Annotated in this window: 12 protein-coding genes; 2 read left to right on the forward strand and 10 right to left on the reverse strand. The window is 71.6% G+C overall.

All coding sequences use genetic code 11. The features are described 5' to 3' along the window. Nucleotides 1-25 precede the first annotated feature (25 nt). The 7 genes from H343_RS28970 to ggt form a co-directional block, all read right to left on the reverse strand. A complete protein-coding gene (locus H343_RS28970) occupies nucleotides 26-1,657 on the reverse strand; it encodes an NCS1 family nucleobase:cation symporter-1 (RefSeq protein ID WP_051264591.1) in 1,632 nt (543 codons plus the stop codon). Between the two features lie 47 nt (nucleotides 1,658-1,704). Further along, on the reverse strand, nucleotides 1,705-2,706 hold the full coding sequence (locus H343_RS0105085) for a TIGR03842 family LLM class F420-dependent oxidoreductase (RefSeq protein ID WP_028430255.1): 1,002 nt from the start codon (nucleotides 2,704-2,706) through the stop codon (nucleotides 1,705-1,707). A gap of 34 nt (nucleotides 2,707-2,740) precedes the next feature. Then, the gene (gene hydA / locus H343_RS0105090; protein WP_028430256.1) at nucleotides 2,741-4,147 is read right to left on the reverse strand and encodes a dihydropyrimidinase; all 1,407 of its coding nucleotides are present in this window, start codon (nucleotides 4,145-4,147) and stop codon (nucleotides 2,741-2,743) included. Continuing rightward, on the reverse strand, nucleotides 4,144-5,496 hold the full coding sequence (locus tag H343_RS0105095) for a class-III pyridoxal-phosphate-dependent aminotransferase (protein WP_051264592.1): 1,353 nt from the start codon (nucleotides 5,494-5,496) through the stop codon (nucleotides 4,144-4,146). Before H343_RS0105095 ends, hydA begins: the two co-directional genes overlap by 4 nt. Continuing rightward, nucleotides 5,496-6,338 (reverse strand): nitrilase-related carbon-nitrogen hydrolase, encoded by an 843-nt coding sequence (locus tag H343_RS0105100; RefSeq protein ID WP_028430258.1) that lies wholly within the window; start codon nucleotides 6,336-6,338, stop codon nucleotides 5,496-5,498. The genes H343_RS0105095 and H343_RS0105100 overlap by 1 nt, the downstream gene beginning before the upstream one ends. A 206-nt stretch (nucleotides 6,339-6,544) precedes the next feature. After that, the gene (locus H343_RS35205; RefSeq protein WP_028430259.1) at nucleotides 6,545-8,062 is read right to left on the reverse strand and encodes a hypothetical protein; all 1,518 of its coding nucleotides are present in this window, start codon (nucleotides 8,060-8,062) and stop codon (nucleotides 6,545-6,547) included. A gap of 112 nt (nucleotides 8,063-8,174) precedes the next feature. After that, on the reverse strand, nucleotides 8,175-9,998 hold the full coding sequence (gene ggt / locus H343_RS0105110; protein WP_028430260.1) for a gamma-glutamyltransferase: 1,824 nt from the start codon (nucleotides 9,996-9,998) through the stop codon (nucleotides 8,175-8,177). Nucleotides 9,999-10,140: 142 nt separating this feature from the next. Here ggt and H343_RS0105115 point away from each other — a divergent pair, with 142 nt between their 5' ends. Beyond that, nucleotides 10,141-10,890, forward strand: a complete 750-nt coding sequence (locus H343_RS0105115; protein ID WP_028430261.1) for a hypothetical protein — start codon at nucleotides 10,141-10,143, stop codon at nucleotides 10,888-10,890. A 53-nt stretch (nucleotides 10,891-10,943) separates the two neighbouring features. Here H343_RS0105115 and H343_RS0105120 read toward each other — a convergent pair whose 3' ends face one another. After that, nucleotides 10,944-11,384, reverse strand: a complete 441-nt coding sequence (locus tag H343_RS0105120) for a DUF6278 family protein (protein ID WP_028430262.1) — start codon at nucleotides 11,382-11,384, stop codon at nucleotides 10,944-10,946. A 198-nt stretch (nucleotides 11,385-11,582) separates the two neighbouring features. On the opposite strand from H343_RS0105120, the gene H343_RS0105125 reads away from it, so the two are divergent. Continuing rightward, nucleotides 11,583-13,385 (forward strand): SGNH/GDSL hydrolase family protein, encoded by a 1,803-nt coding sequence (locus H343_RS0105125; protein WP_028430263.1) that lies wholly within the window; start codon nucleotides 11,583-11,585, stop codon nucleotides 13,383-13,385. A gap of 54 nt (nucleotides 13,386-13,439) precedes the next feature. Here H343_RS0105125 and H343_RS0105130 read toward each other — a convergent pair whose 3' ends face one another. Next, entirely contained in the window at nucleotides 13,440-14,219 is a 780-nt protein-coding gene (locus tag H343_RS0105130) for an exodeoxyribonuclease III (RefSeq protein ID WP_028430264.1), read from the reverse strand. 10 nt (nucleotides 14,220-14,229) lie between these two features. After that, nucleotides 14,230-14,868, reverse strand: a complete 639-nt coding sequence (locus H343_RS0105135) for an MBL fold metallo-hydrolase (protein ID WP_028430265.1) — start codon at nucleotides 14,866-14,868, stop codon at nucleotides 14,230-14,232. Nucleotides 14,869-14,899: the final 31 nt, after the last annotated feature.

Here is a 14,899-nt window from a genome sequence, read left to right on the forward strand (position 1 = left end):
CCCGGGCCGGCTCGTCCGCCCGGTCTCACCGCCTGCCCTTGTCCGCCGCGCTGCCCGCGCTGCCCGCCCCCCTGTCCGCACCGCTGTCCGCCGTCCCGCGCGGCGGGCTCACCCGCATCAGCAGTACGTACAGCAGCAGGGAGGCCGTCAGCCCCACCGCCCAGCCGTAGTCGGCGAAGGGCTTGAGGAAGGGGATCAGGCCGTCCGCCGGGAAGGGGCCCTTGCCGGCGGCGGAGTAGGACCCGCCGACGGCGAGCAGCCCGCCGAGGGCGAAGGCCGCCAGCGCCCGCCAGTTCCAGCCGCGGCCGTACCAGTACGCACCGCCCTCGCGGTAGAGGTCCGCGAGGTCGAGCCGGGTGCGCCGCACGATCCAGTAGTCGGCGATGAGGATGCCCGCGACGGTGCCGAGGAGGCCCCCGACGGTGCCGAGCCAGGTGTAGATGTACAGCTCGGGCGTCTCCGTCAGCTTCCACGGCATGATCACCACGCCGATCACACCGGTGATCATCGCGCCGGTGCGGAAACTGATGAACCGGGGGGCCAGGTTGGCCAGGTCGTAGGCAGGGGAGACGACGTTCGCCGCGATGTTCACCGAGATCGTCGCGACCAGTACGGTCACCAGCGCGAACAGCAGTCCGAAGACGTTGTCGGTCTTGGCGGCGAGTTCGATCGGGTCCCAGATCGTCGCCCCGTACACGGCCTGGGAGCCGGAGGTGACGAACACCGATAGCAGGGCGAAGAGAGTCATCGTCGTCGGCAGCCCCAGCGACTGCCCCCAGACCTGGGCGCGCTGCCCCGCGCCGAAGCGGGTGAAGTCGGGGATGTTGAGCGACAGCGTGGCCCAGAAAGCGATCATGCCCATCAGGGCGGGGAAGAAGACCGGCCAGAACTCCGCGCCCCAGCCGAGCTTCGAGGGCTCCTCGAGCAGCGGTCCGAAGCCTCCCGCCTTCACGGCCATCCACGCCAGCAGCACGAACGCGCCGACGAGTACGAACGGCGCGGCCCAGTTCTCAAAACGGCGCAGCGCCTCCATCCCCCGGTAGATGATGGCCAGTTCGAGCGCCCAGAACAGCAGGAAGCAGACCCAGAGAGTCCATGGCTGCCCGGCGACGCGGCCTGCCTCGGTCCAGCCACCGAACATCTTGCCGAGCAGAATGAAGATGCCCTGGCCGCCGATCCATGTCTGGATGCCGAACCACGCGCAGGCCACCGCCGCCCTGATCATCGCGGGGAGGTTGGCCCCGCGCAGTCCGAAGGAGGCGCGGGCGAACACCGGGAAGGGTATGCCGTACTTGGGCCCGGCATGCCCGGTCAGCAGCATCGGCAGGAGCACGATCACGTTGGCCAGGGCGATGGTGAAGACGGCCTGCCGCCAGTCCATGCCGAGGGCGACGAGTCCCGAAGCCAGGAGCCAGGACGGGATGTTGTGCGCCATGCCGATCCACACGGCGGCGAAGTTGTAGGTCGTCCAGCGCCGCTTGGCCAGCGGCACGGGGTGGAGGTCGGCGTTGGCGAACCTGCTGTTCTCGGGTATCGCGCCCTCGGCGAGCTCCACCCGGCCGTCGGGGTGGACGAGTTGGTGCCCGGCCCGGTCGGCGCCGCCCGTTCCGGGAACGCTCTCGGGGTCCGGTGCGGTGCTCGGAGCGGTCCCGGTCATGGGCATGCACCTCTTCGGGCTGGGAGTGGGGTGGAGGCGGGAGCGGGTCAGTCGGTCAGGGCGGGGATGATCTCGCTCCCGTAGGCGTCGACGGTGGCCTCGGTGGCGTCGTGCATGGCGTACACGGCGAACTGGTCGACACCCAGCTCACGCAGCGTCCGCAGCTTCTCGATGTGCGCCTCGGCGGGGCCCAGCAGGCAGAAGCGGTCCACGACCTCGTCGGGCACGAACTCGGTGTCGGGGTTGCCGGCCCGGCCGTGGTGCGCGTAGTCGTAGCCCTGACGGGCCTTGATGTAGCTGGTGAGCGCGGCCGGCACCAGATCGGAGTCCTCCCCGTAGCGGGAGACGAGGTCGGCGACGTGGTTGCCGACCATCCCGCCGAACCAGCGGCACTGCTCCCGGGCGTGCTGGAGGTCGTCCCCGACGTATGCCGGTGCGGCCACGCAGACGGTGACCTCGTCCGGGTCGCGTCCGGCCTGGGCGGCCGCGACCCGCACCGCCTTGACCATCGACTCGGTCAGATACGGATCGGCGAGCTGGAGGATGAACCCGTCGGCCTCGCGGCCCGCCATGGCCAGCGCCTTCGGCCCGTACGCCGCCATCCACACCGGCAGCTTGCCGTCCTTCACCCACGGCAGCTTCAGCGGCGTTCCGTCGATGACGGCCTCCCGGCCCTCCGCGAGATCGCGGATGACCGACATCGCCTCGCTCAGCCGGGCCAGCGTGTTCGGCTTGCGCCCTGCCACCCGCATCGCGGAGTCGCCCCGGCCGAGGCCGCACACGGTGCGGTTGCCGTACATCTCGTTGAGGGTGGCGAAGGTGGAGGCCGTGACCTCCCACGAGCGGGTGCCGGGGTTGGTCACCATGGGGCCGACGATCAGGCGCTCGGTGTGCTCCAGCACGCGGCTGTGGATGACGTACGGCTCCTGCCACAGCACCGCCGAGTCGAAGGTCCAGCCGTAGCGGAAGCCGTTTCGTTCGGCGCGGCGCATGAGGCCGACCGTTCTGGAGCCGGGCGGGTCAGTCTGCAGTACGAGTCCGAAGTCCATGCCGGTCCTTTCAGTGGCCGTTCGACACTTCGTTTCAGTCCAGGAGTTGGCACAGACCGCGGGGCGTGTACTGCCCGTGTCCCGCGTGTCCGGCATAGGTGCGCCGGTCGATGACGGTCTCCCCGCGGGAGAGCACCGTCTCGACGTGCCCGGTCAGCTGCTTGCCCTCGTACGCCGAGTAGTCGACGTTCATGTGGTGGGTCTCGGCGGAGAGGGTCTGCTCGGCCCGCGGATCGTAGATGACGACGTCGGCGTCCGAACCCGGCTGCAGCGTGCCCTTCTTGGGGTACAGGCCGAACATGCGGGCCGGTGTCGCGCAGGCCAGCTCGATCCAGCGGCGGCGCGAGATGTGGCCGTCCAGGACGGCCTGGTGCAGCAGGTCCATCCTGTGCTCGACGCCGGGCATGCCGTTGGGGATCTTGGAGAAGTCGCCCCGGCCCAGCTCCTTCTGGCCCGTGAAACAGAAGGGGCAGTGGTCGGTGGAGACCACCTGGAGGTCGTCGGTGCGCAGCGCCCGCCACAGCGCGGCCTGGTGCTCACGGGGCCTGAGCGGCGTGGAGCAGACGTACTTGGCGCCGCCGAAGTCGGGCTCGGCCAGGTTGTCCGTGGACAGGAAGAGGTACTGCGGGCAGGTCTCGCCGAAGACCGGCAGGTTCTTGTCACGCGCTGCGGCCAGTTCGGCCACGGCCTCCTCCGCCGAGACGTGCACCACGTACAGGGGCGAACCGGCCACCCTGGCGAGCTGGATGGCGCGGTGCGTGGCCTCCGCCTCCAGCAGCGCCTTGCGCACCTCGCCGTGGTGACGGGGGTCGGTGCGGCCCGCCGCCAGCGCCTGTTCGACGAGCACGTCGATGGCGATGCCGTTCTCCGCGTGCATCATCACCAGGCCGCCGTTGGCGGCGGTGCGCTGCATGGCGCGCAGGATCTGGCCGTCGTCGCTGTAGAAGACGCCCGGGTAGGCCATGAACATCTTGAAGGAGGTGATGCCCTCCTCCACGAGCAGGTCCATCTCCTTCAGCGTGCCCTGGTTCACATCGGAGAGGATCATGTGGAAGGCGTAGTCGACAGAGCACCGGCCGTCGGCCTTGGCGTGCCAGCGGTCCAGGCCCTCGCGCAGGGCCTGCCCCTTGGTCTGGACGGCGAAGTCGACGATCGTCGTCGTGCCGCCCCAGGCCGCGGCCCTGGTACCCGTCTCGAAGTCGTCGGCGGAGAAGGTCCCGCCGAAGGGGAAGTCCATATGGGTGTGGGCGTCGACGCCGCCCGGGACGACGTACTTGCCGGTGGCGTCGATCGTCCGCTCGGCGCTCCACCCCTGCGCCACGGTGCTGCCGGTGGCGGCGACCGCGACGACGCGGCCGTCCTCGATGAGTACGTCGGCATGTGTCTCGTCGGCCGCGGTGATCACCAGACCGCCGCGAACGACCGTACGGGTGTGTGTCATTGCGTGCTCTCCCCTCCCAGTTCGGTGTCCGCCCCGCGCAGGGCGTGCTCCAGGATCGCGGCGCCCTCCTCCGCCTCCGCCACGGTCAGGCTCAGCGGCGGCGCGACGCGCAGCACGCTGCTGGTGGAGTGGCCGCCGCCCTTGCCCACGAGCAGCCCTCTCTCCCGTGCCAGCTCAAGGACCAGCGACGCCGCCCGGGGCGAGGGCGAGCCGGTGTGCGGGTCCGCCAGCTCGACGCCGATCATCAGGCCCCGTCCGCGCACCTCCCGCACGATCTGCGTCCCGGCCGCCACGGCACGCAGCCGCTCCAGCAGCAGGCCGCCCACACGGCGCGCGTTGCCCTGCAGGTCGTGCTCCAGCAGGTGGTTGAGATTGGCGTTGCCGGCGGCCATCGTGACGGGCGAACCGCCGAAGGTGGAGATGGAGTTGGCCGCGAGGCAGTTCATCACCCCTGCCCGTGCGACGACGCCGCCGATCGACATGCCGTTGCCGATGCCCTTGGCGAAGGTGAGGATGTCGGGCGGTCCGGCCTGCGCGTGGGCCTGCCAGCCCCAGAAGTGGTCGCCGGTACGGCCCCAGCCGGTCTGCACCTCGTCGCTGATCCACAGGATGCCGTGCTCGCGCAGGACTTCGCGGTACGAGGCGAAGAGTCCGTCCGGCGGTGAGGTGAACCCGCCGACGCCCTGCACCGGTTCGGCGATCAGCGCTGCCACGTCCCCGCCGCTCTGGCCGAGCATGTCGGTCAGGTCCGCGGTGCACGCCTCGATGAAGGCGGCGTCGTCCAGTTCGGCGTACGGGCCGCGGGTGCGCACGCCTCCGTGCACGTAGAGCGTCTGCAGCGGCGAGAGACTCGTCGGCGACCAGGAGCGGTTGCCGGTGATGCCGACGGCCGAGAAGGAACGCCCGTGGTAGCTGTTGCGCAGCGCCAGGATCTGGTTGGAGCGGCGGTAGGAGGTGGCCAGCAGCAGCGCGGTGTCGTTGGCCTCGGTACCGGAGGTGGTGAAGAAGACGCGGGCGTCGGGGATTCCGGAGAGCGCCGCGATCCGCTCCGCCAGCTCCACCATGGGACGGTCGAGGTAGAGGCTGGAGGTGTGCAGGATTCGCTGTGCCTGCTCGCTGACGGCCTTGGTGACCTCGGGAAGCGCGTGCGCCGTCATGGTGGTGAGGATGCCGCCGAAGAAGTCGAGGTAGCGCCTTCCGTCGCCGTCCCACACGTGCCGGCCCTCGCCGTGGGTGATCTCGAGGGGGTCGTCGTAGTAGAGCGCGAGCCAGTCGGGGAGGACGCGCCGGTGGCGTTCCAGGAGGGAGCCGTGGGTGGTGGGCCCCTCCGCGGGGTCCGCTGCGCTCATCAGGGCCGCACCAGCCCCTCGTAGGCGTCCGGGCGGCGGTCCCGGTAGAAGGCCCACTGCTGGCGCACGGCTTCGATGACACCGAAGTCCAGGTCGCGCACGAGGAGTTCCTCCTCCTTGTCGCTCGCCGTCTCACCGACGAACTGGCCCCGCGGGTCGACGAAGTAGCTGGTGCCGTAGAAGTCGTTGTCGCCGTACTCCTCCCTGCCGACGCGGTTGATGGCGGCCACGAAGTACTCGTTGGCGACGGCGGCGGCGGGCTGCTCCAGCTGCCACAGATGGCTGGAGAGGCCGCGCGAGGTGGCGGAGGGGTTGAAGACGAGCTGGGCGCCGGCCAGACCGAGTTCGCGCCAGCCCTCGGGGAAGTGGCGGTCGTAGCAGATGTAGACGCCGATCCTGCCCACGGCGGTCTCGAAGACGGGCCAGCCGAGGTTGCCGGGCTTGAAGTAGAACTTCTCCCAGAACCCGGGAAGTTGCGGCAGGTGATGTTTGCGGTACGTCCCCAGCACGGAGCCGTCCGCGTCGATGACGGCTGCGGTGTTGTAGTAGAAACCGGGCTGCTCGACCTCGAACACGGGGACGATCACGACCATGCCCGTCTCCCGGGCCAGGTCCTGCATCCGCCGTACGGTCGGGCCGTCCGGCACGGGCTCGGCCCACTTGTAGTGCTCGGCGTCCTGGACCTGGCAGAAGTACGGCGCGTTGAAGACCTCCTGGAAGCCGATCACGCGGGCCCCCTGCCGGGCCGCCTCGCGCGCGTGCTGCTCATGCTTCTCGATCATCGAGTCGGTGTCGCCGGTCCATGTCGCCTGCACGAGCGCGGCGCGCACAACATCGGGCATGAGCAGCTCCTTTGCCGGGAGGTCAAGGCCAATCGACACGCGTAGATCCACGTGAGAATGTGACCGTAGATCCCGTCACCCACGGTGGCAAGGGCATCGACGTTACGTCGCCCGATCGATCTTGTTTCCACACGACGCACCGGGGCGGCGTCCCACGGCTGCCGCGGGCCCCTCACGGCCCCGCACGACTGCACACCGGCCCGCTCTCAGGCAGTCTCCGGCACGCCGGGCAGGCCCGCGCCCCGCAAGGCGTTGGCAACGGATCGGTGGTGCTCGGGCGAGACGGCTCCGGCCGCGTCCAGCAGCGCCCCGACGAGCACCGCGGGCTCCGCCCGGCCGATCTGGACGACCTCGGGCGGCGTGCGGGAGCGCATCACCGCGGCCAGCAACTCCCTCACCTGCACCCGGCGGTCCGCCCTGTGCAGCAGCAGAGCGATCTGAGCGATCTGCGGCAGCGGGCGGGCGACGCCCTGCCGCAGCAGCCGTACGCTGTCCTCGCCGTGTCCCACGGCGCACAGTGCGTCGGCCGCGTCGGCGAACTCGGCGGGCGGCAGGGTCGCGGCCTCCCACAGCAGGGTGCCCGCGTCCGCCGAGAGCCCCGACTGCTGCAACCGGCCCACCAGGACCGCGAGTTGCACGGCCGGCATCCCCGCCGCCCCGCAGAGCAGGTAGTGCGCCTCACCGCCGCGCCCGGCGCCGCGCAGGGCCCTCAGCCGCGTCACGGCCTCCTCCGCGGCGGCTCGTGCCCCGGCGAGTTCCCCGGGGCCGGGTTCGCTCCGGCGCAGCGGAGCGGCGGTCACCGCTCCGGCGAAGCGTGCGCCGCGCGGCGGGGCCGACGCACCGGGCGTGCCGTCCGTCGCGGCGGGCGGGCCGCCGGTACGCGGCGGGGGCTGCGCGGAGGGGGCCAGATCGGGTGAGGGCGCGCCCGGGGGCACGATGGGCGCCGGCTCGGCGCCGGACTCCGCGGCGTCCTCGAAGCTGCCGGCGAAGCGGGAACCGCCGCTCCGTGCACGCTTCTTGCGGGGCGCGGCGCCCGGGGCCGCATCCTCCGGCGCTTTCGGGGCGCCCGGTGACACCCGGTCACCCGCCGGTCCTGCCGTGGACGGCGCGGGAGCCGGAACCCGGGACGGAGCGGGAGCGGGAGCCGGTGCGGGCATGACCATCGGTGCGGGTGCGGGTGCGGGTGCGGGTGCGGGCAGCGGACGCGCGGCTTCCAAACCCTCCAGCCGGGCGCCGAGTTCGGCGCACCGCGCCTCGATGCGCCTGAAGTAGTCCCGGGCCCACACCAGCTCCGTACCCAGCACGGCGTCCGGGACGCGTCCGGCCACCGCCGCCTCCAGGCCGCGCACACGCTCCGCCGTCTCCTCGCGCTCACGCGAGGCGGCGGCGAGCCGCTCACGCAGCAGCCGCCCGTCGCCCTGCTGCGCGTCGTGGGCGGCGACCGCCGCCCCGTGCAGCGCACGCAGCCGGTTCTCCGCCTGCTCCGCCTCCCGGGGACCGGCCCGGTGCCCGAGATCCTGCAGCAGCGAGCCGACCACGTCCCAGGGCGGTATCTCCCGGCCTGTCAGACACTCACGCAGCCCGTCCGGATCGTGCGCGGCGAAGACCGCGTACCATCCCTCGCCCGGATCGAGCCGGCCGGTCAGTTCGAGGAGTCCGGCGGCGTACGCACGTACCTCACCGGGGAGTTGCCGGACGGTCGGCGGTACGGGCACATCTGCCATGCACCGCATTGGACACCCGCCGTGTTACGGGAGGTGTTACAGCGATGCTACGTACGGTTTTCCGTCCGGCACACCCCTTCCGGTGCGCGCTTCAGTGCTTCCGGTGCGCGCTTCAGCGTTCGGGACGCACCACCATCGCCGACCCGCCGCCGCGCCGCTCCTCCTCGGCCGCCGCGAGCCAGCGGCCGCCCGGCAGGGGCCGCACCGCCGTCGCCGCCCCCAGTTCGGGGATCTCGGTGAAGGAATGGCCGAGCGACTCCAGTTCGGGCCGCACTCCGCTCTCCCACAGCTCCGGTTCGATCTCGGTCTTCTCCGCGTTGCGCTGGCTGGCCCGCGGAGCGTTGAGGGCCTTGGGCAGGGACATGCCGCGGTCCACGTGGTTGATCATGGTCTGCAGCACGGTGGTGATGATGGTCGCGCCACCCGGTGAGCCGAGTGCGAAGGCGGGCTTGCCGTCCTCCAGCACGATCGTCGGCGACATGGACGAGCGCGGCCGCTTGCCCGGTCCGGGCAGGTTCGGGTCGTGCACGTCCGGGTCGGCCGCCTCGAAGGAGAAGTCGGTCAGCTCGTTGTTGAGCAGGAATCCGCGGCCCGGGACGGTGATGCCGCTGCCGCCGGTCTGCTCGATGGTGAGGGTGTAGGAGACGACGTTGCCCCACTTGTCGGCAGTCGTCAGGTGCGTGGTGCTCTCGCCCTCGTACGTCGTCGGCGCGGCCTTGTCGCCGGAGCGGCAGTCGGACGGGTCACGCGGATCGCCCGGCGCCACCGGGCTCTTGAGCACCTCGTCGTCCTTGATGAGGCAGGCGCGGGAGTCGGCGAACTCCTGCGAGAGGAGTTCCTTGGTCGGTACGTCCTCGGCGGCGGGGTCACCGATCCAGCGGCCGCGGTCGGCGAAGGCGACGCGGCTCGCCTCGATGTAGCGGTGCAGCAGCTCCTTCTTGCTGAGCTTGCTCAGATCGCCGGACTCCAGGATGTTCAGCGCCTCGCCCACGGTCGTACCACCGGAGGAGGAGGGCGCCATGCCGAACACGTCGAGACCGCGGTAGGCGGTGCGGGAGGGCGCCTGCTTCTTGACGTCGTACGCCGCGAGGTCCTTCGCCCGCAGGTCGCCGCCGCGGATCTTCTTCTCCTGGCCCGCCGCCACCGGCGGCTTCCGCACGGTCTTGACGATGTCGTCGGCGACGGGGCCCTCGTAGAGCGCGCCGGCACCCTGACGGGCCATGGTCCTGTACGTGCGCGCCAGGTCGGGGTTGCGCATGGTGGAGCCGACCTTCGGCAGCTTCCCGCCGGGCATGAACAGCTCGACCGTCGCGGGGAAGTTGCGGAAGCGTTCCTCGTTGTCGGCGGTCTGCTCACGGAAGGTCTCGTCGACCGTGAAGCCCTTGCGGGCGATGCGCTCGGCGGGCGCGAGCACCTTGCCCATCGACTTGGTGCCCCACTTGTCCAGGGCCTTCTCCCAGGTGGCGGACGTGCCGGGAGTGCCCACGCTCAGACCGCTGGTGACGACCTCGTCGAAGGGCAGCGGCTCGCCGTCCTCCTGGAAGAGCTTCTCGTCTGCGCTCATCGGTGCCGTCTCACGCCCGTCGAGAGTGCGGACCTTGCCGCTCTTCGCGTCGTAGGAGACGAAGTAGCCACCCCCGCCCACGCCCGCGGAGTACGGCTCGGTGACGCCGAGCGCCGCGGCGGTGGCCACGGCGGCGTCCACGGCGTTGCCGCCCTGCTTGAGCACCTTGATGCCTGCGGCGGACGCGTCGGAGTCCACGCTGGAGACGGCTCCGCCGTGGCCGACCGCGACCGGCTCCTTCGCCTCGGGCCGTGCGGCGTTCGCCGTGCCCGTCCCGGCGGGCGCCAGAGTGACACCGACAGTGGCCACGGCCGCCGTGGCGGTGATCAGGGCGAGCAATCTGGCGGAACGGCGGTTGGTCATGCGCCGCATGGGGACCTCCTTGCGTGTTCGGTCAGCGCAGACTAGCCCGCCGCCGCCCGCACGTCAGCAGCGGTGCGTGTGCTTCTCACCCGCAGATCGCCCGCCGCCGTCCCCTTCGGCCTTCGGCGCCGCCGCTGTACGCTGCCGCCCCATGACCGACAACCTGCGGGACATCGTTCTCGGTGTCGTGGCGGCGGGCATCACGACCGCCCTGGGCTGGTTCGCGCGTACATACCTGTGGCGGCGCAAACTGCGGCGCAGGCAGCGCTTCTTCGGGCTCCCGGACAACTCGGAGTGCCTGCTGGTGGTCAACCGCGACGCGGCCACGAGCGACTGGTCCGTGGCCCGCCACGACGTCTTCGCACTCCTGGAGCTGTCCGCACTGATCAAGGACTGCGGCGCCAACGCGGACGTCGTCCCGCACGACGTGGCGCAGCAGGGTTTCGGGGAGCGCACCGAGTTCTGCATCGGCGCTCCCGTCTCCAACCGGCGGACGGCGGCGCATCTGCGGTCCCTGCTGCCGGGCGTCACCGTCGGCTCGGAGTCCGGTCCCGGAACGGACCGCGGCACCTTCACCATCGGCGGCGAGCGGCACGTGATGGAGAAGGACGTCCGTGAGTACGTGCTGCTGGCGCGGCTGACGGCCGGACCGGAGGCGGGGTCACGGCCCGTCTTCCTCTTCTGCGGCCAGCGCTCGATAGCCAACCAGGCCGCGGCCCGCTATCTGGCCCGCCGTCACTCACGTCTGCAGCGCAAGTACGGGACGGGCGGCAGCTTCTGCATACTGCTGCGGGTGATCAACTCCCAGGCGTACGGGCCGGACGTCGTCGAGCTGGTCGGGGACGTCACCCGCGCGGCCACCACGCCGCCCCCTCCCCCTGCCCCCGCTCCCAGCACGTAGGTCCTCCCGCCCCGCTGCCGGGGCGTCTGCGCGCCTCTCAGCCGTCGGGGAACTCAGCGTTCGGAGAACTCCGCGTAGAGCTGCGAGAGCTCCGGCGTGCCCGTCTCCGCCCAGGACGCCCCTTCCTCCAGCACGTCCAGCTCCCGGCCGGAGAGCAGCCGCACCACCGGCTGGCCGTCGCCCCGCAGCCACCAGCGCGTGCCCGGAACCGTACGCACGAGGACCGTGCCCAGGTAGAGACCGGCGTCGCTGCCGAGCCAGGGAGAGACCTCCGGGTCGTCGCGCCACCGCGGCAGGAGCTGGTCCAGGGCGGCCAACGACTCGGGTGAGTCGTCGAGTTCGACGCCCGCACGCTCGGCCTGGTCCCGCAGGAGTTCACATTCCGACAGCAGTTGCGCGGCACTTTCGGGATCGCTGGACACCGCGTCCGCGAGCGACACGCTCCGGGTGCCCACGTGTCTCTTGCGCCAGTTGTCCAGGAAGGGGATGTTCATACGCTTCAGGGTGGCATCCCCGCCCGAGCGAGCACCACAGGCACGCTGTGCACATGTGAGGTGTGCGGGAAAAAGCCTCCCGTGTCGGGTTGGACACCTTGACGACGCTTTGCCGCCTCTCTACCTTCACCGGGCCTCGGTCGAATCGGGGCGCGACGAACGGGTGTTGGAGCCGGACCGGGAGAGAGGACAGTCGGCGTGCGCAGACGTCTGTGGAGCGTTCCCCTCGTCATCCTGCTGACCGCGACGGGCGCCCCCGCCGTCGCCGTGGCGGAGGACCGCACAACGACCACCGAGCCGCTCCCTTTGGAGCGGCTCTTCGACAACCGGGCGGTGAGTGACGACGCCCGCCCCGGGGAGGCCGACTTCGACGGCGCGGGCAACTCGCTGTCCGCACAGGACCTGCACGCCGCCGGCTGGGAGCCGGGCCGCCGCCTCGACCTCGACTCCGCGTCACTTCGCTGGCCGCGCACCCGGCCCGGCCGTCCCGACAACGTACGGGCCGACGGACAGCACGTACGGATCCGCGGCGAGGGCAACGCCGTCTCGCTGCTCGTGGCGGGCACTTCTCCCGGCGGTCCGGGCGGCGACGTCACGGGCAGCGGCACGATCCGCTACCGGGACGGCTCCACCAGCACCTACACGCTGAGCGCGCCCGACTGGCGCGGCGGCCCCCTGGCCACCAAGGCGGTGGCGCTGCCGCATGTGAACACCCGCTCGGGCGGGCAGCTCACGGAGAAGGCCAAGCTCTACGCCGTGACCGTGCCGGTCCGGCAGGACCGGCGGATCCGCTCGCTGACGCTGCCCCACGACACGCGCACAGGTTCGGACCTGCACGTGTTCGCGGCGTCGGTGCGACGGGACGCGGCGGGATGGACCGGCAGTTGGTCCACCAGCAGCTCCGGCTACACCGCTGTGGGGCCGTGGCGGGACCAGACGCTGCGGCTGGTGGTGCACGCCTCGGAGGGCGGGTCGCGCACGCGGGTCCGGCTGGCGAACACCTTCGCCTCCGCGCCCGTCGAGATCGGCCACGCCTCGGTCGTCGTACGTCGCGAGGGCGCGGCGGGACGGGGGCGGCCGGTACCGCTCCGCTTCGGCGGACGCGAGGGGACCGTCATGCCGGCCGGTGCGCAAGCGGTCAGCGACCCGGTCGGACTCCGGGTGCCGCCCGACTCCGATCTGCTGGTGAGCATTCATCTGCCGGGGCCGGTGGCGGCGGCACCCGTGCACAGTGCGGCCATCCAGCGCTCGTACATGAGTGAGAGCGGGAGCGGGGACCGTACACGGGACGAGGAGGGCGGCGCGTTCACCGGGTCGTTGGAGGTGTGGCCGTTCCTGACGGGTGTCGACGTGCGGGGCGGGCAGGGGTCGGTCGTCGCCTTCGGCGACTCGATCACCGACGGGGTGCGCTCCACGCAGGGTGCGAACCGGCGCTGGCCGGACGTGCTGGCGCGGCGTCTGCGCGCCCAGGACGGGGTGCCGCGCTACGGGGTGCTCAACCAGGGCATCTCGGCGAACCGCGTGATCTCCGACCGCTACCCCGGCGACGGCGTCAGCACCGACACGGGAGGGGTCAGCGCCCTGCACCGGCTGGAGCGGGACGTGCTCGCCCAGACCGACGCCCGTACCGTCGTCGTCTTCGAAGGCATCAACGACGTGCGGTGGGGCGCCTCCGCCGCGGACGTCGTCGCGGGGTTGCGGACGCTCGCCGAGCGGGCCCGTGAGCGCGGACTGCGCGTGGTGGGGGCGACGCTGACGCCCTGCGAGGGCTACCACGACTGCTCCGCGGAGGTCGAGGCGAAGCGCAGCGCCGTGAACGCCTTCATCCGCGACAGCGGCGGGGCCTTCGACGCGGTTCTCGACTTCGACGCGGTCGTACGCGATCCGGCCCGCCCGCAGCGGATGCTGCCCGCCTACGACAGCGGGGACCATCTGCACCCGGGCGACGCGGGGTTGAAGGCGATGGCCGACTCGGTGGAGCTGCGCAAGCTGGTGCCGTGACGGCCGTCCGGGACGGTGCCGGAGAGCTGGCGGCACCGTCCCGGACGCGCGGCGTCACAGATCCAGGTCCACCACGACCGGGGCGTGGTCGGAGGCGCCCTTGCCCTTGCGCTCCTCACGGTCGACGTAGGCGTCCTTGACGGCGGACGAGAAGGGCGCGTTGCCGTAGACGAGGTCGATGCGCATGCCCCGGTTCTTGGGGAAGCAGAGCTGGCGGTAGTCCCAGTACGTGTAGGGGTGGTCGTACTTCAGGGGACGCGGCACCACGTCTGTCAGGCCCGTCCCGCGCAGGGCGGTCAGGGCGGCCCGCTCGGGCTCGGTGACATGGGTGGAGCCCTCGAAGGCGGCCCGGTCGTAGACGTCCTCGTCGGCCGGGGCGATGTTGTAGTCGCCCAGTATCGCGAAGGGCCGCTCGCCGGGTGCCTCACTACGGGCGGTCAGGCGGAGCGCTTCGAGCCACTCCAGCTTGTAGGCGTAGTGCGGGTGGCCGACCTCACGGCCGTTGGGCACGTAGACCGACCAGACGCGCACGCCGCCGCAGGTCGCGGCGGCGGCCCGGGACTCCTGACCGCCGTCGAAGGCGGGGCCCTCGGGCAGACCGAGGACGGTGTCGGCCAGGCCCACCCGGGAGAGGACCGCGACGCCGTTCCACCTGCCGTCGCCGTTGACGACCGACTCGTAGCCCAGCGCGCGGACTTCGTCGTCGGGGAAGGCCTCGGCGGAGCACTTCAGCTCCTGGAGGCAGACCACATCGGGGCCGGAGGACTCCAGCCACGCCAGCAGCCGCGGGAGCCGGGCACCGATGGAATTGACGTTCCAGGTGGCGATACGCATACGTGTGAATCTACCCCGCGACACCGACACTCTCGCCCGGGGCCAGACGGCCGTGCTTCGCGCCGCCCAGATCGCCGATCATCCGGTCGTAGACCGGGCGCGCCTGGTCGGCGAGGAGCCCGTCGTGCACGTCGAGCGCCTGCCGGGGGGCGACCTCGCGCACGTAGTCGATGACTTCGGAGACCTTGCTCCAGGGCGCGTGCACCGGGAGCAGCAGCGTGTCCACGGGACGGCCGGGGACGGTCAGTGCGTCGCCGGGGTGGAAGAGGGACCCGCCGACGAGATAGCCGCAGTTGGCGATCCGCGGGATGTCGGGGTGGATGACGGCGTGCAGCTGTCCGTGCACCTCGACCTCGAAGCCCGCCGCATCGAAGGTGTCCCCCTCACCGACGGTGTGCACACGGCCGGGGAAGGTGGTGGAGATCTTCTCGGCCACGCCGCGCAGGGTCCAGATCCGCGCGGCGGGGTTGGCTTCCATGGCGGCACGCAGCCGTGCCTCGTCGAAGTGGTCGGGGTGTTCGTGCGTGACCAGCAGTGCGTCGGCTCCGACGGCGGCGTCCGCCTCGCTGAAGCCGCCCGGGTCGATGACGAGCGTGCGCCCGTCCCGCTCGATCCGTACGCAGGCGTGGCCCTTCTTGATCAGCTCCATGGGCCCATTGTGCCCGCAGGGGCGGACGGTA

Source organism: Streptomyces sp. TAA204 (assembly GCF_000424965.1).